This window comes from Polaromonas sp. (genome assembly GCF_030680935.1).
Classification (GTDB): Bacteria; Pseudomonadota; Gammaproteobacteria; order Burkholderiales; family Burkholderiaceae_C; genus Polaromonas.
In genome coordinates this window covers 22,379-40,752 of record NZ_JAUXUP010000038.1, presented here as the reverse complement: position 1 = coordinate 40,752, position 18,374 = coordinate 22,379, and the positions used below count along the sequence as shown (strand labels likewise).

Here is an 18,374-nt window from a genome sequence, read left to right as displayed (position 1 = left end):
TTGGCGTTGTCACCACAAACAGCCACAAGAGCTGCAACAAGCCCCTAGTTCAACCGGACAACATGACCAAATGATGACAAGCGAACGCCCTCTTTCCAGTGCGCCGGGACGGCGCAGCGGTGTGGCTGTGTGGAAGCAGATTGCTGACACCCTGAGCACTGAAATACGCGACCGAGCCTTCAACACGACCGGGCGCCTGCCGAGTGAAAACGAACTGTCGGCGCGTTTTGGCGTGAACCGCCACACCCTGCGACAGGCGGTTGCCGCACTGCAGGTCGATGGCCTGGTGCGGATCGAGCCCGGGCGCGGCACCTTTGTGCAGCACGAGTTGCTGGACTACGTGTTGTCGCGTCGCACCCGTTTCACTGAAAACCTGCAGCGCCAGGGCCTGCTGCCCAGCAAGCAGCTGCTCACCGCGCGTGCCATGCCGGCGCCCGAGCGCGCAGCCCATGAGCTGCGGCTGGACCGGGGTGCCAGCGTGCTGATGGTGGAGATGCTCGATGAAGCCAACGACCAGCCGGTAGGACTGGCGACGGCCTACTACCCGGCCGCACGCTTTGACGGGCTGCTGGCGATGCTGCATGGCGGCACCTGCACCACCGACATCCTGCGGCATTTTGGTGTGGAAGATTATGTGCGCGCAGAAAGCCGCATCACCACCCAGATGCCTTCAGACGAAACCGCGCGGCTTTTGAAGCAGCCGGCCACGCGGCCTGTGCTGTGTGTGGAATGCCTTGATGTGGACATGGCGGGTGAGCCCATCAAATACGGGGAAACCGTCTTTTGTGGTGACCGCATTCAGCTGGTGGTCAACGCCAGTCACGACGCCGGAGGGCCCGCATGAGCGCCCGTTACGCCATCTACTTCGCGCCGGACCGGCACTCGCCCTGGTGGGCTTTTGGCGCAAACTGGCTGGGCCGCGACGAACACGACAACTGCGCACTGCCACAGCCATCGCTGGAAGGCATAGGCCCGATGGAGCTGGCCACCATCACCGCAGAACCGCGGCGTTACGGCTTTCACGCCACGTTGAAAGCACCCTTTCACCTCTCTAGCGGAAACGACGAGTCCACACTGGTCGCCCGTCTTGGCAGACTGGCCCAGACACTTGCCCCGGTGCAGCTTGGCACGCTGCGTGTTGCCAGCCTGGGCAACTTCATGGCGCTGGTGCCGGACACGGTGCCGGACGGCCTGCAGGCACTGGCAGCAAGCTGCGTGAGCGGGCTGGACGATCTGCGCGCTCCGCTGACGGCGGCAGACCTGGCCAGGCGCCAGCCGGCCACCCTGGACCCGCGCGAGACCGAATTGCTGCGCCGCTACGGCTACCCGCACGTCATGGAACGGTTTCGCCTGCACCTGACATTGACCGGCCCCACCAACCCGCCACTGGCGCAGCGTGTGCTGGAGGCGGTCACGCCAGCGATCACCCGTCTGAACCAGGCATCGCCCTTGACGCTGGACCGGCTCTGCCTGTTTGTGGAAAGAAACCCCGGGGCTCCGTTTGTACGCACGCTGGATGTGCGTCTGCGGACATGAGCGGAGCCTGGGTCTTTGTTTGCGGCCCTTCCGGGGCCGGCAAAGACAGCGTCTTAGAGGCTGCACGCCAACTCCTGTCTTCCAGACCGGACATCGTTTTTGCGCGCCGCATGGTCACGCGCGCGGCGCAAGCCGGCTCCGACCATGATGCGGTGAGCGAAGCCGTTTTTCTGGATCTGCTGGCAAGCGGGGGCCTGAGCTGGCACTGGCAGGCACACGGCTATTCCTACGGGATTGCGCGCCGCTATGAGCGCGATGTGCTCGCCGGTTGTCGGGTGGTGGTCAATGGCTCACGCGAGCATGTGCTCGGCCTGGCGCCAGCGCCCGGTCTTCGGGTGGTTGAGGTCACGGCCAATCCGCAGCAAGTGGCAAGCCGGCTCATTCAACGCGGACGCGACAGCAGCAGCGCGGTTGCCGACAGACTGGCGCGCAACGGTTCTTTCTCTGGCCTGCAGGCAGACATGGTCATCGTCAATGATGGCGCGCTGACGGACGCCGGGCGCTGCCTGGCGGACTACCTCAGCAAGTGATAGCGCCAGATCGGGCAGCTTCAAGCACAGCGCCGTAATGCGCCAGATCGGGTGGCGTGGCAGCCGGGTTTTTGGCGCTATCGTCCCAGCGCCTGAGAGCCACTGCGTCAAGGGCAAAAGGATGCATCAAAAACGCCGCTGCCTCTTCAGCCGAAAAAGGCCCGCCCTGCAAAACCAGGCTGCGCTGCGAGGCGGGCGAGAGGCTTGCCCAATAGCCGGCATCCACGCAGCAGAGGTAACGCTTGGCATCCACATGCATACGGATGGGCTCAAGCACCGCATCGGGAAACACACCACGCAAAAAGGGAAGGGCCACGTACTGGTGCAGGTCATCGGTACCCGAGGGCGAAGCGGCCACAGGGGCGCGTATGGCCAGCAGATGCCCCAGGTCATGCAGCAGCGCTGCGGCCACCAGTTCGGGCGCTGCGCCCGCGCGCTCGGCCAGGTGCGCACATTGCAGTGCATGTTGATGCTGGCTGACTGCCTCGCGGCCGTACTGCGCCGCGCCCTGCACCTGGAGCAAGCCGATGATGTCGTCTACGGTCAGCGCCACAACTAGACCAGCGCCTTGCGGATACGCGCCGAGATCACATCAATCACACTGACTGTCACCACGATGATGATCATGACCGCACAGGTTTCGGCGTACTGAAAGCCGCGAATGATTTCCCACAGCACCACACCGATGCCGCCTGCGCCCACCATGCCCACCACCGAGGCCGAGCGCACATTGGACTCAAAACGGTACAGGGTGTAAGAGATCCACAGTGGCAAGACCTGCGGAATGACACCATACAGGATTTCTTCCAGCGCATTGGCACCGGTGGCGCGTATGCCTTCCACCGGCTGCGGATCGATGGACTCCACCGCTTCGGAAAACAGCTTGGCCAGAATGCCGGTGGTGTGAATCCACAAGGCCAGCACGCCAGCGAACGGGCCCAGCCCGACCGCGACGATAAACAGCATCGCAAACACCATCTCGTTGATGGCGCGGGCTGCGTCCATCAACCGGCGCACCGGCTGGCGAACCCAGAGCGGTGCGATGTTGGCCGACGACAGCAGCGCCAGCGGGACAGCGCAGACCACTGCCAGTGCAGTTCCCCACAGCGCAATTTGCACCGTGATGATCATCTCCGTCAGGTAGTTGCGCCACTCCTTGAAGTTGGGCGGAAAAAAACTCGCCGCGTATTCGGCCATGTTGCCCGAATCACGCAGCAGATCAAGCGGACGCATGTCGGCGCCCTGCCAGGACATGGCCAGCAGCCCGATCAGCACACCCCATGCGATCAACCCCAGCAGGCTGGCTTTGGGAACCTGCGGCAGCACAGGCGGCGCTTGCAGGGACAAGGGAGTGGGCGAGTTCACGGTTCAGCTCAGTTTTTGGACAGCTCTGCGAGCTTGCGGTCGATCTCGGCCACCTTGGCCTGCTTCTCGCCAGCGGGCAGGGCAGCGTCGGCTTCGAACTTGTTGCGCTCCTTGAATAGCTCCAGCTGACGGATGGGGATCAGTTGGGCGTTGGTGGAAGGCTTGAAAGCGGACAGCTTGGAGATCTTCATCAACACATCTTTTTCCTGCTGGCCACCCTGGCCGTAGGTATAGAAAAAGGTCTTGAGCTTCTGCTTGGCAGCCTCGGGCAGGTCCTTGCGGAGCACGAGCGGATCGAGAGGAATCAGCGGGGAAGTCCAGACAATGCGGATGTCATTGAATTTCTCAGGCAGGCGGTCCTTGATCTTGTCGAGGTTTTCACTGTTGTTGGTAGCCACGTCCACCTGCTTGTTGGCGACGGCCAGGGCATTGCTTTCATGGTTGGCGCCACGGGACACCCTGAAAGCTGTTTTGGCATCAATCTTGTTCTGCGCAAAAACATAGTAGCTCGGCACCAGGAAGCCGGAGGTGGAGTTGGGATCGCCATTGCCGAACGACAGGGTCTTGGCGTTCTTCAGAACGTCGTCCAGCGTTTTGTAAGGGCTGTCCTTGTGGACGATCAGGTGCGAGTAATAGCCTTGCGTTCCGTCCGCATTGACCATCTGGGCGAACACTTCGCCGCCCGCGCGGTCTACCGCTTCCATGGCCGACTTGTTGCCGTACCAGGCCAGGTGTACCTTGCCAAATCGCATGCCTTCAATGATGCCGGCGTAGTCAGGCGCAAAGAAAGCGTTGACCTTGTAGCCTGTCTTTTTCGCCATGTCTTCCAGCAATGGCGCCCAGTCGGTTTTGAGGTTTTGTGACGATTCGGTCGAAATGATGCCGAAATTGATTTCCTTCAGGTCCTGGGCATGAGCCGACGACAGGGCAACAAGTGCGGTGGCAGCCAGTCCGACAATCAGCTTTTTGAGCATGGTGAAATTCCTTGAGTGGGTTGAAAAAAAAAAGCGCTAAAGATCAGGCCGCCATAGGCGTCGGCCAGGCCAGGTGGGGCACCGGCTTGACCTTGTCTTCCAGACTGGAGATGTGGTCGCCCAAAGACAGGATGTCGTCGGCTTCGGCGCCGTACAGATCGCGCAGCACGGCCGGCGTCAATCCGACCGATGGGCCGTCGTACACCACCCGGCCCTGGTGCAATGCCACCGTGCGGGCGCAGTACTTCATGGCCACATTGACCTGGTGCAGCGACACCACCACAGTGCAGCCGTCTTCGCGGTTCACCCGCGCCAGGATGTCCATCACCTTGCGCGATGACTCGGGGTCCAGCGAGGCAATAGGTTCATCGGCCAGCACGACTTTTGCGCCCTGCACCATCGCACGCGCAATCGCTGCACGCTGTTGCTGGCCGCCCGACAGGGTGGACGCCCGCTGGGCAAAACACTCGGCAATACCGACACGGCGCAGCGCCTCTATGCCCCGGGCTTTTTCCTCGGCTGTGAACCAGCGCAGCAGGCTGCGCCACATCGGCACCGCATGCAGGGTACCGGCCAGCACATTGATGATGACCGGCAGGCGGCCCACCAGGTTGAACTGCTGGAAGACGAACCCGATGCCGGAGCGCACCGAGCGGATGTTGGAGGCAATCTTTCCCTGACGCTGTACCGTCCGACCGTGAATCACGATAGAACCTTCATCCGATGCGTCAGCTGCCATCAAGCCGGCCATGTGCCGCAACAGGGTCGATTTTCCTGAGCCGGAAGCGCCTATCAAGGCCACCATTTCGCCTGGCGCAATCGTCAGGTCGATCTGTTGCAAGGCCTTGCGGCCATTGCCAAAAGTCTTGCTCAGCATATTGATTCGGATGGCTGCGTCCATGGTCTCTCCAATGTGGGTCGGAGTTGAATCTAGGGCGGCAATGTGTCGGTTTCGTGTCAAGGGCCGATGTTTTTCGGCTTTGGCGGCGAGGGGCACAATAAGCCCATGCCCTACTTGCCCGCTTTTATCGCCCCCACCCGCTACACCGACCCTGTCGCCGCGCTGGCGCAGGTCAGGCTGATTTATGACCAGCAAATTGCGCACCTGCGCAGTGCGATGCAACGTTATGTGGCCGGCGAAACCCTGCCCGGCCATGTGCGCGCCTGTTACCCCTTTGTCCGGGTGCAAACCGAAACCGTCGCCCGGGCGATTCTGGAGACACCCGATATCGCCCAGCTCAGTTATGGTTTTGTGGCGGGGCCCGGGCGCTTTGAAACCACCTTGACCCGGCCCGACCTGTACGACAACTACTACCTGGAGCAGTTCCGGCTGCTGCTGCAAAACCATTCGGTTGAGCTGGAAGTGGGTACCAGCACACAACCGATCCCGGTACATTTTTCGTTTGCCGAGCACGACCACATTGAAGGCAACCTGAGCCAGGACAGGCGCATGCTGATGCGGGACGTGTTTGACCTGCCCGATCTGGCGGCCATGGACGACGGCATTGCCAACGGGACCTATGAGCCCAGGCCCGGTGAGCCACAACCGCTGTCGCTGTTTACCGCCGCCCGGGTGGACTATTCATTGCAACGCCTGCGTCACTACACCGGTACCTCGCCTGAGGGGTTTCAGAACTTTGTGCTCTTCACCAACTATCAGTTCTATATTGACGAGTTTGTGCGCCTGGGGCATGCAACCATGGCCGACCCGGCCAGTGACTACGTCGCCTTCATAGAACCCGGTAATGTGGTCACGCGCCGCAAAGGGCTGGCACCTCAGCCGGGTGACGAGCTGGGCATGGCGCCGCCGCGCCTGCCGCAAATGCCGGCCTACCACCTGATGCGGGCCGACCGCAGCGGCATCAGCATGGTCAACATAGGCGTGGGCCCGGCCAATGCCAAAAACATCACCGACCACATTGCCGTGTTGCGCCCGCACGCCTGGATCATGCTGGGCCACTGCGCCGGCCTGCGCAACAGCCAGCAGCTCGGCGACTATGTGCTGGCGCATGGTTATGTGCGCGAGGACCATGTGCTGGACGAAGAGCTGCCGCTGTGGGTGCCGATACCGGCGCTAGCCGAAATCCAGAAGGCGCTGGAGCAGGCGGTTGAAGATGTCACCCACCTGCAGGGGCCCGAGCTCAAGCGCATCATGCGTACCGGCACCGTGGCTTCTACCGACAACCGCAACTGGGAACTGCTGCCCGGCAATCAGCCGCAGCGCCGCTTCAGCCAGAGCCGGGCTGTTGCGCTGGATATGGAAAGCGCCACCATCGCTGCCAACGGCTTTCGATTTCGCGTGCCCTACGGCACCCTGCTGTGTGTCAGCGACAAGCCGCTGCACGGCGAGATCAAGCTGCCCGGCATGGCGAATCACTTTTACCGCGAACGGGTGGATCAGCATTTGCGCATCGGCATGCGTGCCATTGAGTTGCTGCGCGAACAAGGGCTCACGCAGTTGCACAGCCGCAAGCTGCGCAGTTTTTCAGAAGTGGCATTTCAGTAACGGCAGCCCGCCCCGCCGCCGCGGGCTACAGACACCGACCCGGTTACGTCTTCCTGAGGTCTTTATTTGCTCTGATTTTAAGAGCTGCTTACGCATATTTTGCGCGGCAATCCAGCATTTTTAGTTAACAGGCCCCTGGGCCGGTGGCAGTCCCGGGTGGGCAGGCCCACTGAGCTCGGCCCGTGTCAAAGGCAAATACTGCGGATACTCGCGCTGCATGAAATCCACCAGCGCCTCGCGCACCTTGCAGCGCAGGTCCCAGCTCAGGCTGGCATTGCCCGATGTCACCAGCACGCGCAACTGCATGCTGCGCTCGCCAGCTTCCACCACCTGTAGCAGGCACAGGCGCTTGTCCCACTCGGGTGCTGCCTCACACGCCTTCTGCGCCGCCTGACGCAGCGGCTCCAGCGGCATGCGGTAGTCCACCCAGATAAGCACCGTGCCGATGATTTCTGCACTTTTGCGCGTCCAGTTCTGAAAAGGGTTCTCGATAAACCATTGCAAAGGGATGATGAGGCGGCGTTCGTCCCAGATTTTCAGTACCACATAGGTCCCGGTGATCTCCTCGACCCGGCCCCATTCCCCCTGCACAATCAGCACGTCGTCGAGCCGGATCGGCTGCGCCAGCGCAATCTGCAGCCCGGCAATCAAGTTGCTGAAAATCGGCCGCGCAGCAATACCCACTACCAGCCCCACCACCCCGGCCGAGGCCAGCAGGCTGGCGCCAAACTGGCGCGCACCCGGAAAGGTCATGAGCATCAAGGCCACACCGGCCAGCAGCATGACAAACATGGCACTGCGGGACAACACACGGGTCTGGGTATGGATGCTGCGTGCGTGCAGGTTGTCTTTCACGTCGAGCGGGTGAAGGGCCGTGAAGCCCTGGGCCAATCCGCGCACGGCACGTATGCCCAGCCAGGTGAGTACCGCCAGCAACAGCAGGCCGTTGGCGTGGCGCACACCGCCGATCAGCGCCAGGTCGTCTGGCGCGCCCTGCCACACCGCCTGCAGCGCAATGAGGGGCAACAACAACTGGCTTGGGGCCCGGGCATGTAACACCACACAGGCTGCAACCGGCATCGAACGGGTCATGCGCCGCAGCAGCGCTGCGCCGAGGGCGTGCAGCAGCAAGGCCAGTGCCACAGCAATCGCCGCCACCAGCAACAGACGCAAGGACGAATCGTCGGCCCAGTTCAGCAAATAAGGCAACTGTGGATATTTCATCGCTTCAGGCCCCAGGCAGCCGGGGCTTGACCAGCGACGCCGCCCGCTTGGCATTGCCGCGCGCGATAGCCACATCGTCATCAAACGCCAGCGCCACACCCATGCGGCGTTTGACAAAACTCTCTGGCTTGCCGAACAGGCGGATGTCGGTGTTGGGCACGCGCAGTGCGTCGGCGACACCGTCAAACACAAGGCCCTGCGCGTCCAGCCCGCCATAAATCACGGCACTGGCACCCGGGCTTTTCAGCGCGGTATTGACTGGCAAGCCCAGGATGGCCCGCGCATGCAGCTCAAATTCGTTTTGCCACTGCGTACACATCGTCACCATGCCGGTGTCATGCGGACGCGGGCTGACCTCGCTGAACCAGACCTCGTCGCCCTTGACAAACAGTTCCACCCCGAACAGGCCCAGGCCACCGGGCATGCCGTCATGGCCGATACCCAGGTTATCGGTGACCGCCTGGCAGATGTCGCGGCTTTTTTGCAGCGCGGCCGTAGCCATGGGCTGGGGTTGCCAGCTTTCCACATAATCGCCGCTGACCTGCACATGCCCGATGGGTTCGCAAAAATGGGTTTCAATCTGCCCACTGGCCCCGATGGCGCGTACCGTCAGCTGCGTGATTTCGTAGTCAAAATCGATGAATCCTTCGACGATGACGCGGCCGTGGCTGACGCGGCCACCGGCCATCGCGTGGTCCCAGGCGTTTTTCACGTCAGCCGGGCCCGTGATCTTGCTCTGGCCCTTGCCGGAAGAACTCATCACGGGTTTGATCACACAGGGGTAGCCGATCTTCGAGTCAATCGCCGCCTGTAGCTCGGCCAGCGAATCGCAAAACACATAGGGACTGGTCGGCAAGCCCAGGGTTTCAGCGGCCAGGCGGCGAATGCCTTCGCGGTCCATGGTCAGGCGCGCGGCGCGTGCCGTGGGCACCACACGCACCACACCGGCGGCTTCAAGCTCTTCCAGCATGGATGTGGCAATTGCCTCGATTTCCGGCACCACCAGATGCGGCCTGTCTTGCTCGATCAGCGCCTTGAGCTGGGCCGGGTCACTCATGGTGATGGTGCGCGCATGGTGTGCCACCTGCTGCCCCGGTGCGTTGTCGTAGCGGTCGGTGGCGGTGGTTTCCACGCCCAGGCGCTGCAGCGCAATCAGAACTTCTTTGCCAAGCTCGCCGGAGCCGAGCAGCATCACTTTGGTGGCATGGGAAGACAGGGGTGTACCGAAGGTGGTCATGGCTTGTGCAGAGATGAGGGAGTTGGGAGTTGAGAATTGGAGGGAGCCGGCTGTCGACGCCAGCAAACCGGATCACCGGCCGCGTCACTGAGACTTTACTTCACGGGAAAGAACTGCCGCTTTGCATCACCCTTCTACATCCATTTAACCCTATCTACCCAAAGCCCATCAATTCAGATGAAAATGGTTCTCATTAACGCAATGACAATCCGGAAAGTTTTTTTGGAAAATACCTCCTCCCCTTCAGCCGCCTCCAGCCCGGAAGCGCCTGCGCGCAAACGCCGCCCACCGCGCCGGGTGGAAGTCAGCCGCGTTGAAATACTGAGCCCCGCGATGCGGCGCATCACCCTCACCGGCGCGGAGCTGGAAGGTTTTCCGCCCGTGGGGCCGGCCAGCTACATCAAGCTGATCTTCCCCGAACCCGGGCAAACCGAGCCAACGCGGCCCTTGCCCGACGGTCCGCGCGCGGTGTCCATGCGCACCTACACGCCTCTGGCCGTGCGCCCCGAGGCGCTGGAGGTCGATGTTGATTTTGTGCTGCACGGCGAAGGCCCGGCTTCGACCTGGGCCACCCAGGCGCGCGTCGGCCAGGTGCTGTATCTGATGGGTCCCGGTCCCGGTTATGCACCAGACGCCGGCTCTAGCCATCACCTGCTGCTGGCCGACGACAGCGCGCTGCCGGCGGTCGAAACCATTCTGGCCGCCCTGCCTGCATCCGCCCGCGCCCAGGTGTTGCTGGAAGTGATCAGCGCTGCCGAGGAGCGTCCGCTACACAGCGCCGCCCAGCTTGACGTCAGCTGGCTGGTACGCGGCACAGACCACCGGCTCGCAGGCCAGCCCCTGGCTGCCGCCTTGCACGCGCTGGCGCCGGTGGGGCCTGATACGCGCATTTACCTGGCCTGCGAAGCAGCAGCCATGCGCCGTCTTCGCCTGCAGCTGGTGGAAGTGCTGGGCGTAAACCGCAGCCAGATTGTGGGTCGGGGCTACTGGAAACTCGACGTGATCAACCATCCGGATCACGACTACGGCGACGACGGCTGAGCTCCTGTCCCGAGCGCCCATCGGCATGTAGGCAGATGGGCAACAATAGCCGCATGAGCGATTGCCTTCTACAGATCCGGGGCCTGACCAAACACTATGGCAGCGCCGTGGTGGTGAATGACCTGTCCTTCGAGATCGCTCCCGGCGAATGCCTGGGCGTGATTGGACCGAACGGTGCCGGCAAAACCACCACGCTTCGTATGTGCCTGGGCTTGACCGCGCCGGACGCGGGTGACATCCATTACGCCCTCAGCGGCACCGGACCCGCCTTGCGCATGCCCCAGGATGCCTTGGCCATCAAGGCCCGCCTTGGCGTGGTGAGCCAGTTCGACACCCTGGACCCGGACTTCAGCTGCGCTGAAAACCTGCAGGTTTATGGCCGCTACTTCGGCATGACCGCGGCGCAGGTTCGTGCGCGTGTCCCCGGCCTGCTGGAGTTTGCCTCGTTGACCCACAAGGCGGCCAGCAAGCCCGGTGAGCTGTCGGGCGGCATGAAGCGGCGCCTGAGCCTGGCCCGCGCGCTGGTCAACGACCCCCGTTTGCTGCTGCTGGACGAACCGACCACCGGACTCGACCCGCAAGCACGCCACCTGATGTGGGAACGCCTGCAATTGCTGCTGCAACAGGGTAAATCCATCTTGCTGACAACTCATTTCATGGACGAGGCCGAACGCCTGTGTTCCCGCCTGCTGGTGTTGGACCACGGCAAAAAAATCGCCGAAGGCAAGCCGCGCGCGCTGATCGCGCAACACCTGGAGCCCGACGTGGTCGAGGTCTATGGCAACGGCGCGCTGGCGCTGGCGCAATCCCCGGGCCATGCCGACCTGCGCGCGCTAGCGGGGAGGGTGGAAGTCAGCGGAGAAACCGTGTTTTTCTATACCCAGGACGCACGCCCCTTGCTGGACCGCCTGGCAGACCATGTCAGCCTGCGCACCCTGCACCGGCCAGCCAACCTGGAAGACCTGTTTCTCAAACTGACCGGCCGGCAGATCAGGGAGGACGCATGATGAATCAGTCGATCTGGCGGGTACCCGATTTGTCGCTACGCTGGTGGCCGGTGTTCATGCGCAACCTGCTGGTCTGGCGCAAGCTCGCCATCCCCAGCCTGGTGGGCAACATTGCCGAGCCGCTGATGTGGCTGGTGGCTTTTGGTTATGGCATGGGCGCGCTGGTGGGTCAGATCACCGTGGGCGGCACCCCCGTGCCTTACATCCTCTTTCTGGCCAGCGGATCTATCTGCATGAGCGCCATGAACGCGGCGAGTTTTGAGGCGCTGTACTCGGCCTTCTCGCGCATGCATGTCCAAAAAACCTGGGACGGCATCATGAACGCCCCGGTCAGCCTGGACAGCGTGCTGCTGGCTGAAATGTTGTGGGCCGCTTTCAAGGCGCTGTTCACCGTCACCGCGATATTGGGCGTGATGCTGGCCCTGGGCATCAGCCACAGCCCCAAGCTGCTGCTGGCCTGGCCCATCTTGCTGCTGGTGGGCATGATGTTTTCGTGCATCGCGCTGATTTTCAACGCGCTGGCCAAGGGCTACGACTTCTTCACCTACTACTTCACGCTGGTGCTGACCCCGATGATGTTTCTCAGCGGCATCTTCTTTCCGCGCGAGCAGCTGCCGGACCTGGTGCGCATCATCTCCGACTGGCTGCCGCTGACCAATGCGGTGGAGATCATCCGGCCGCTGTTCATGGACCAGTGGCCGTCTGCCCCCTGGCGGCACGGCCTGGTGCTGCTGGGCTACACCGTGGCCGGGTTCTGGGTGGCGCTGGCCCTGACGCGAAAGCGCTTTCGCACTTAGACCCACCACCCCTACCACGACACTTTTATACTGTTGCCGCATGAGCGACCTGACCGCCAACCCGACGCCAGCGCTGCTGTCAGCCGATCTGATCGCCCTGATCGACAAGGGCGTGTCCGTGATCGTCAGTGCCTGTAGCCTGGCCATGCGGCCCAGCATCATGCGCGCCGTTGGCAGCTCGATCACGCCAGACGGCAGTTCGGTCACGGTTTACCTGTCACGCCGGCAATCGCGTACCCTGCTTCAGGACATTGCAAGCACGTCGCGCCTGGCTGTGGTTTTCTCCGAACCGACCTCGCATCGCACGTTGCAACTCAAGGCCCGCAACGCGCGCATCCGCAATGCCGTACCAGAAGACGCAACCGTGCTGGCGCGTTATCTGACCTCCATGGAACGGGAAATTGCGCAGGTCGGGTTTGATGCAGTCCTGGTCCAGGCCATGCTGTCGCATCACCTCGACGACGTGGTCGCGATCAGCTTCGAACCGGCAGAGGCATTCGATCAGACACCCGGACCGCGGGCAGGCGCACCGCTTCTGCAAGCCGCGCCGAACCTCGCGCAAGAGCAGTCTCCAGGGGGCTGAGCCATGGGCGCCACTTCGCTGTCCGAAATTCGCGCCTGCCTGGAGGGTGCCATACCGTCCGTGATGGCCACCTGCGCTGCAGACGGCACGCCCAATGTGGCCTACATTTCGCAGGTGTTTTATGTCGACGAGCGGCACGTTGCCCTGTCTTTCCAGTTCTTCAACAAGACGCGGCAGAACATTCTGGCCAACCCCCACGCCACCGTGCTGGTCCTGCATCCGGCCACCGCCGCATTTTTTCGCATGCACATCCGCTATCTGCGTACCGAAACCGCCGGCGCTGTATTTGAGGGCATGAAAGCCCAGCTGGCCGGCATTGCCTCGCACAGTGGCATGAGCGAGGTATTCGTTTTACGCGGTTCGGATATTTACGAGGTTCAGCAAATTGAGAGTGTCGCCGGCGACGCGCTGCCTTCACCACCCGCGCGTGCCGGGCTGCTGACCGCGCTGCGCCGCGGCAGTGAAAGCCTTGCTCGCTGTACCGGGCTGGATGACGCGCTGAACTCGACGCTGGCGACACTGAACGATTTTCTGGGCATCCGCCATGCCATGGTATTGATGCTGGACGAAGCCTGCCAGCGGCTGTTTACCGTAGCCAGTTGCGGTTACTCCGTTTCCGGGGTGGGGTCGGAGATTGAGATCGGCGATGGTGTCATTGGGGTGGCGGCTCGCGAACGCACTCCGGTACGCATCATGCACATGACCAGCGCCTATCTATACAGCTGCGCCATTCGCAGCAGCCTGCAGGCCGAGACGCCAGGTCTGGTGCTGAACACGGATATTCCCTACCCAGGTCTGGCCGCGCCACACAGCCAGGTGGCGGTACCCATTGTGTCGGCGGGACGTCTGCTGGGTGTGCTGTTTGCGGAGAGTCCCAGCGACCAGGCCTTCAGTTTTGAAGATGAAGACGTGCTCGTTACGCTTGCAGGTCACCTGGGTGCGGCGATTGACCTGCTGCAGAGCAGCCCGGAAACGGTCGAAACAAGCCACACACCGGCGGCGACCACCCGACCGGGACCTCCTGAAGGCGCGCCACTGCATCTGCGGCATTTCCGGACCAATCGCAGCGTGTTCTGCAACGATTCCTATTTGATCAAGGGCGTGGCTGGCGCGATCTTCTGGAAGCTCGTCAGCGACTTCGTGCAGCACGGTCGGACAGAGTTTTCAAACCGCGAGTTGCGGCTTGATCCCGCCTTGGGGCTGCCGGACGTGACTGACAACCTGGAAGCGCGCCTGCTTTTGCTGCAACGCCGACTGGCCGAGCATGGGCCCGACATCCGCCTCGAAAAAACCGGGCGTGGACGCCTGCGGCTGCTGGTACAGCGTCCGCTGCTGCTGCACGACATGCCTGCATGACCCGTGCCTGCGCGCCCGCCCGCAAGGCTTTGGCTCAGGCCCGCGCCAGGCCAGGAACAGCCACCAATCCCAGGCTGCGCGTCAACTTGCCCCACTCTGCATCCGACAGATGCGGACGCACCACTTCCATCGCCGCCGCAAAAGCAGGGGCGGGCGCGTGGGCCTGCATGTCTGCCAGCAAGGCGCTGCGCTCCGCCGGATTCATGAAAGGTACCAGCCAGCGCAGGGTGGACATCATCTCGGCTGGTGGAATCGAAGCGACCAAAGCCCCGTGAATGTCTGCCAGCTCCGCGTCGGTATAGCGGGACCACAACACGGCGTTGTGCGCGGTTTCCTCAGTGTGCATGTGCTGGAAGTTCTCGGCGATGAAGAGCGCCAGCGCCCGATACAGCTCCAGCGCCTCACCTGCGCGCCTGGCAGCGCTGGCGCTGAGCAGCGCGGACACCTGCGTACGCAGCTTGCCAATGCCTTGCTCATGGTCACCGTGTTGGTGTCCAATCTGCTCGCTGGCGCCAGGCGCCCTGGCCTCGATGGCAGCGTGGACAAACGTGTTTTCATGGTGAAGGTGTGAAAGGCACCCGTCCAGAAGTTCATGCACGCGCTGGCTGACCTGGGCCACCTCCAGCGCATCATCCGGATCCATGCGGCCTACGGCCAGCAAAGTATCAGCCATCAGCGCACGCAAGGCCTTGTGGATACCCGAGTACATGTCCAGGCGCCGCATCTGCTCGACAGCTGCAATCTGGGTGACTTCACGTAGATCAATATTCATGATGTTTTTTCTTTCTCAGGCCTGGCCTGTGGACAGGTCATCGACAGGGCGCTGGATGCGCCGAAAGTGTCAGAGAACCGTACCGGAAGTCTAGAAAAAACCATCGGACTGCACCGCTAAAAATAGCTTACGCAGACCTTAAAAAGACCTTAATCTGGAACAAGCTGGCCCGTCGCCCCCGGATCTACGGCCACAAGCGGCGCTGCAAACCGCGCCAGCAAGTCCCCCAGGTTCAGCTCGGCCAGCACCTCCTGCAGTCGCGCCTGCGCCTGACGGGTCTTGGCGGGGTTTGGCGACTGCGGTCGGCTGGCGATGATGAGTTCGTTTTTCATCGAATGCTCCCACCCGACCAGCTCTGTCACGGTGACGTCGTAGCCATGCGCTTCCAGTTGCAGACAACGCAACACATTGGTGATCTGGCTGCCAAACTCACGCGTGTGCAAGGGGTGGCGCCAGAGTTCGGCCAGTGGACTTCGGCTCAGGCTCAGCGCCTTGTTTTTGCGCAGCACACCAGCCACCTCGGCCTGGCAGCACGGCACCAGCACCATGTGGCGCGCCTGTTTGGCAAGACCAAAAGCAATCGCATCATCGGTGGCGGTGTCGCAGGCATGCAGCGCGGTGACAATGTCGATGCGGGCCGGCAGTTCGGCCGCTGTGGTGGCTTGTTGCACCGACAGGTTGAGAAAACTCATCTGCGCAAAGCCCAGCTTTTGTGCCAGCGCGCGGGACTTGTCCACCAGCTCGGCGCGGGTTTCAATGCCGTAGATGTGGCCGCTGGTTTTTTGCCCCGCATGGGCCACGTTAAAAAACAGGTCGTAAAGAATAAAACCGAGGTAGGACTTGCCGGCGCCGTGATCGGCCAGCGTGAAGCCCTGCGCCCGATCCGCCACGTCCTCCAGCAGCGGCGCAATGAACTGGTACAGGTGATACACCTGCTTGAGCTTGCGCCGCGTGTCCTGGTTGAGTTTGCCCTCGCGGGTCAGGATGTGCAGTTCCTTGAGCAGCTCCAGCGACTGCCCGGGCCGCAGCTCTTCAATCACCTGGGTGGCTTTGGCGGGCGGTGCCTGGCGGGCAGGTTTGCCGTGTGGGGTGCTGGGGTGTGGCATGGCCCCCCAGTTTAGTAGGCCGCAACCGGCGGCAGCCACACGGTCGCCCCACTCCGTTCATTAATTAAATTGCACACAATTTAATTGTGAGCTACAATTACGCCATGCCAAACAAAACCGACGCCATGCTGCAACTGGACAACCAGCTTTGTTTTGCGCTGTACTCCACCTCGCTGGCCATGACCAGGCTCTACAAGCCGCTGCTGGACGAGTTGGGGCTGACCTATCCGCAGTACCTGGCCATGCTGGTGCTATGGGAAAAAGACGGCTTGACGGTGTCGGAGCTTGGCGAACGCCTGTACCTGGACTCTGGCACGCTGACCCCTTTGCTCAAACGGCTGGAATCATCTGGTCTGGTGTCGCGCCTGCGCGATGTCGCCGACGAACGCCGGGTTCATATCACCCTGACACCAGCCGGCCGCAAGCTCAAGGCCCAGGTCGCAAAAATACCGGGCTGCATTTTGAGCGCCAGCCAGTGCTCCATCCCCGAGCTGATCACGCTGACGCAGCAGGTGCAAGCCCTGCGCGGGCGGCTGCTGGCCTGATCTCTCCTTCCTGACTTTTCAAACTTTTCAACCCCGCTTCAATTTCGAAGTATTTCTCCAGAGGAAACCCATGACCACGCAACTCGAAAAAGTTCTCTACACCGCCAAAGCCCACACCACAGGCGGCCGTGACGGCAAATCCAAAACCAACGACGGGCGCCTGGACGTGACGCTGAGCTCGCCCGGCACCGCCGGCACCGGCACCAACCCTGAGCAGCTGTTTGCCGCCGGTTACTCCGCCTGTTTTATTGGCGCGATGAAGGCGGTGGCCGGCATGAAAAAAATCACCTTGCCAGACGATGTCAGCATTGACGCCAGTGTGGATCTCGGCAAAATTCCGGCTGGTTACGGTATCGCAGTGCGCCTGGACATCAGCCTTCCGGGCATGGACCGTGCCGCAGCGCAAGACCTGATCGACACGGCCCATCAGGTCTGCCCGTACTCGAACGCCACACGCGGCAACATCGACGTGACCATCACCCTGGTCTGATCGACCCGACCCTGAAGTCTGTGTTGCAGGGCTTGCACAAGCCCTGTCGCCAAAGCGGCCCGCCGGTCTTGAGCCGGCGGGCTTTTTCGCTTAAGTTGCGGGCATGACCACCTCCACATTTCTTGTCCGCAAGGACCAGCTGTCCAGCACCCGCCTGCAAACCGCCGAAGCCACACCACTGGCCGACGGCCAGATTCGCGTGCGTGTTGAATCCTTTGCGCTGACCTCCAACAACATCACCTACGCCGCTTTTGGCGATGCGATGAACTACTGGCAGTTTTTCCCGACCGGGGAAGAAGGCTGGGGCACCATTCCGGTCTGGGGCTTTGGCAGCGTCGTGCAGTCGCTGCAGCCGGGTGTGGCGGTGGGCGAGCGCCTCTACGGTTATTTCCCGATGGGCTCGGAGGCCGTGTTGACCCCGGTGCGGCTGAGTACCAACGGTTTTAGCGACGGCGCGCCGCACCGCAGCGAGCTGCACCCGGTTTACAACAACTACCTGCGCTGCAACACCGACCCCTTCTACACAGCGTCCAGCGAAGCCGTCCAGGCGCTGCTGCGGCCGCTGTTTGTCACCTCCTTCCTGATCGACGACTTTCTGGCCGACAACGACTTCTTTGGCGCCTCTGACGGGGCCCTGTTGCTGTCCAGCGCGTCGAGCAAGACTGCTTATGGCACGGCCTTTCAGCTGGCGCAGCGCCCCGACCTTGAAGTGATTGGCCTGACTTCGCCGGGCAATGTCGCCTTCTGCGAAAGCCTGGGCTGCTACAGCCGCGTGCTGACCTATGACCAGCTCGATCAGATCGCCGCAGACCGGGCCTGCATTTATGTGGACTTTGCCGGCAACGCCAAGCTGCGCCACGCCATCCACAGCCGCTTTGCCAACCTGGCATACAGTTGCTCGATTGGTGGCACCCATGTGAGCGAGCTTGGCGGCGCCAAAGACTTGCCCGGCCCGCGCGCCACCTTGTTTTTTGCGCCGGCGCAGATCAAGAAGCGCAGCGCCGACTGGGGCCCCGCAGGACTCGGCCAGCGCCTGGTGCAGGCCTGGCAAGCCTTCAGCCAGCGGGTCACGCAAGACCCTGCGCCCTGGCTGCTCACGCAGCAGCACACGGGCGCCGAAGCGGTCGCTGCGATTTACCAGGAGGTGCTGGCCGGCAAAGGCGACCCGCGTACCGGGCACATCCTGAGCCTTTGAGCGCTGACGCTTCATCCACCGTTCGCCGTGAGCTTGGCCAAGGGCTGTGACAAGGAAAGCAGGCTTCGACAAGCTCAGCCCGAACGGCATTGCGGAGCTGACATGGCCAA

General features: G+C 62.3%; 20 protein-coding genes. 12 read left to right on the top strand and 8 right to left on the bottom strand.

Translation table 11 applies throughout. The features are described from left to right. Window positions 1–70: 70 nt before the first annotated feature. From phnF to phnN, 3 genes are read left to right on the top strand one after another with little or no spacing between them, the layout of a single operon-like run. Window positions 71–844, top strand: coding sequence for a phosphonate metabolism transcriptional regulator PhnF (phnF, locus tag Q8L50_RS09805; RefSeq protein WP_305348484.1), 774 nt, complete (start codon window positions 71–73; stop codon window positions 842–844). Continuing rightward, the gene (locus tag Q8L50_RS09800; protein WP_305348483.1) at window positions 841–1,536 is read left to right on the top strand and encodes a DUF1045 domain-containing protein; all 696 of its coding nucleotides are present in this window, start codon (window positions 841–843) and stop codon (window positions 1,534–1,536) included. The genes phnF and Q8L50_RS09800 overlap by 4 nt, the downstream gene beginning before the upstream one ends. Beyond that, on the top strand, window positions 1,533–2,066 hold the full coding sequence (gene phnN, locus Q8L50_RS09795; protein WP_305348482.1) for a phosphonate metabolism protein/1,5-bisphosphokinase (PRPP-forming) PhnN: 534 nt from the start codon (window positions 1,533–1,535) through the stop codon (window positions 2,064–2,066). The genes Q8L50_RS09800 and phnN overlap by 4 nt, the downstream gene beginning before the upstream one ends. Here phnN and Q8L50_RS09790 read toward each other — a convergent pair. The 4 genes from Q8L50_RS09790 to phnC all read right to left on the bottom strand — a co-directional run bounded on the left by Q8L50_RS09790 (window position 2,056) and on the right by phnC (window position 5,306). Beyond that, a complete protein-coding gene (locus Q8L50_RS09790) occupies window positions 2,056–2,619 on the bottom strand; it encodes a phosphonate degradation HD-domain oxygenase (RefSeq protein WP_305348481.1) in 564 nt (187 codons plus the stop codon). The two genes, phnN and Q8L50_RS09790, sit on opposite strands and share 11 nt — an antisense overlap. Window positions 2,620–2,621: 2 nt before the next feature. Continuing rightward, window positions 2,622–3,320: a phosphonate ABC transporter, permease protein PhnE gene (phnE, locus tag Q8L50_RS09785; protein ID WP_370869778.1), complete on the bottom strand. Its 699-nt coding sequence runs from the start codon at window positions 3,318–3,320 to the stop codon at window positions 2,622–2,624. 119 nt (window positions 3,321–3,439) lie between these two features. Next, a complete protein-coding gene (gene phnD, locus Q8L50_RS09780; RefSeq protein ID WP_305348480.1) occupies window positions 3,440–4,405 on the bottom strand; it encodes a phosphonate ABC transporter substrate-binding protein in 966 nt (321 codons plus the stop codon). Window positions 4,406–4,448: 43 nt separating this feature from the next. Continuing rightward, a complete protein-coding gene (phnC, locus tag Q8L50_RS09775) occupies window positions 4,449–5,306 on the bottom strand; it encodes a phosphonate ABC transporter ATP-binding protein (RefSeq protein WP_305348479.1) in 858 nt (285 codons plus the stop codon). Window positions 5,307–5,411: 105 nt separating this feature from the next. Between phnC and Q8L50_RS09770 the strand changes: the two genes are divergently transcribed. Beyond that, a complete protein-coding gene (locus Q8L50_RS09770; protein WP_305348478.1) occupies window positions 5,412–6,911 on the top strand; it encodes an AMP nucleosidase in 1,500 nt (499 codons plus the stop codon). 120 nt (window positions 6,912–7,031) lie between these two features. Here Q8L50_RS09770 and Q8L50_RS09765 read toward each other — a convergent pair whose 3' ends face one another. Continuing rightward, window positions 7,032–8,135 carry a mechanosensitive ion channel family protein gene (locus tag Q8L50_RS09765; RefSeq protein WP_305348477.1) on the bottom strand — a complete coding sequence of 368 codons (1,104 nt, stop codon included), beginning with the start codon at window positions 8,133–8,135 and terminating at the stop codon, window positions 7,032–7,034. A 4-nt stretch (window positions 8,136–8,139) separates the two neighbouring features. Beyond that, the gene (gene purT, locus Q8L50_RS09760) at window positions 8,140–9,372 is read right to left on the bottom strand and encodes a formate-dependent phosphoribosylglycinamide formyltransferase (protein ID WP_305348476.1); all 1,233 of its coding nucleotides are present in this window, start codon (window positions 9,370–9,372) and stop codon (window positions 8,140–8,142) included. Window positions 9,373–9,594: 222 nt separating this feature from the next. Here purT and Q8L50_RS09755 point away from each other — a divergent pair, with 222 nt between their 5' ends. From Q8L50_RS09755 to Q8L50_RS09735, 5 genes are read left to right on the top strand one after another with little or no spacing between them, the layout of a single operon-like run. Continuing rightward, window positions 9,595–10,413, top strand: a complete 819-nt coding sequence (locus Q8L50_RS09755) for a siderophore-interacting protein (RefSeq protein ID WP_305348475.1) — start codon at window positions 9,595–9,597, stop codon at window positions 10,411–10,413. A gap of 53 nt (window positions 10,414–10,466) precedes the next feature. Further along, the gene (locus tag Q8L50_RS09750) at window positions 10,467–11,420 is read left to right on the top strand and encodes an ATP-binding cassette domain-containing protein (protein ID WP_305348474.1); all 954 of its coding nucleotides are present in this window, start codon (window positions 10,467–10,469) and stop codon (window positions 11,418–11,420) included. Continuing rightward, window positions 11,417–12,217: an ABC transporter permease gene (locus Q8L50_RS09745; RefSeq protein WP_305348473.1), complete on the top strand. Its 801-nt coding sequence runs from the start codon at window positions 11,417–11,419 to the stop codon at window positions 12,215–12,217. The genes Q8L50_RS09750 and Q8L50_RS09745 overlap by 4 nt, the downstream gene beginning before the upstream one ends. 40 nt (window positions 12,218–12,257) lie before the next feature. Further along, the gene (locus Q8L50_RS09740) at window positions 12,258–12,800 is read left to right on the top strand and encodes a hypothetical protein (RefSeq protein WP_305348472.1); all 543 of its coding nucleotides are present in this window, start codon (window positions 12,258–12,260) and stop codon (window positions 12,798–12,800) included. Window positions 12,801–12,803: 3 nt separating this feature from the next. After that, window positions 12,804–14,156, top strand: coding sequence for a GAF domain-containing protein (locus Q8L50_RS09735; RefSeq protein ID WP_305348471.1), 1,353 nt, complete (start codon window positions 12,804–12,806; stop codon window positions 14,154–14,156). 34 nt (window positions 14,157–14,190) lie between these two features. On the opposite strand, the gene Q8L50_RS09730 is transcribed toward Q8L50_RS09735, so the two are convergent. Together Q8L50_RS09730 and Q8L50_RS09725 are read right to left on the bottom strand one after the other, a co-directional pair. Beyond that, window positions 14,191–14,928, bottom strand: coding sequence for a hemerythrin domain-containing protein (locus Q8L50_RS09730; RefSeq protein WP_305348470.1), 738 nt, complete (start codon window positions 14,926–14,928; stop codon window positions 14,191–14,193). Window positions 14,929–15,077: 149 nt separating this feature from the next. Continuing rightward, window positions 15,078–16,034, bottom strand: coding sequence for an SAM-dependent methyltransferase (locus tag Q8L50_RS09725; RefSeq protein WP_305348469.1), 957 nt, complete (start codon window positions 16,032–16,034; stop codon window positions 15,078–15,080). 104 nt (window positions 16,035–16,138) lie between these two features. Between Q8L50_RS09725 and Q8L50_RS09720 the strand changes: the two genes are divergently transcribed. The 3 genes from Q8L50_RS09720 to Q8L50_RS09710 all read left to right on the top strand — a co-directional run bounded on the left by Q8L50_RS09720 (window position 16,139) and on the right by Q8L50_RS09710 (window position 18,264). Next, entirely contained in the window at window positions 16,139–16,579 is a 441-nt protein-coding gene (locus tag Q8L50_RS09720) for a MarR family winged helix-turn-helix transcriptional regulator (protein WP_305348468.1), read from the top strand. A 70-nt stretch (window positions 16,580–16,649) separates the two neighbouring features. Beyond that, window positions 16,650–17,069 carry an organic hydroperoxide resistance protein gene (locus Q8L50_RS09715; protein WP_305348467.1) on the top strand — a complete coding sequence of 140 codons (420 nt, stop codon included), beginning with the start codon at window positions 16,650–16,652 and terminating at the stop codon, window positions 17,067–17,069. A 103-nt stretch (window positions 17,070–17,172) separates the two neighbouring features. Beyond that, entirely contained in the window at window positions 17,173–18,264 is a 1,092-nt protein-coding gene (locus tag Q8L50_RS09710) for a DUF2855 family protein (RefSeq protein ID WP_305348466.1), read from the top strand. The last annotated feature ends 110 nt before the right edge of the window (window positions 18,265–18,374 follow it).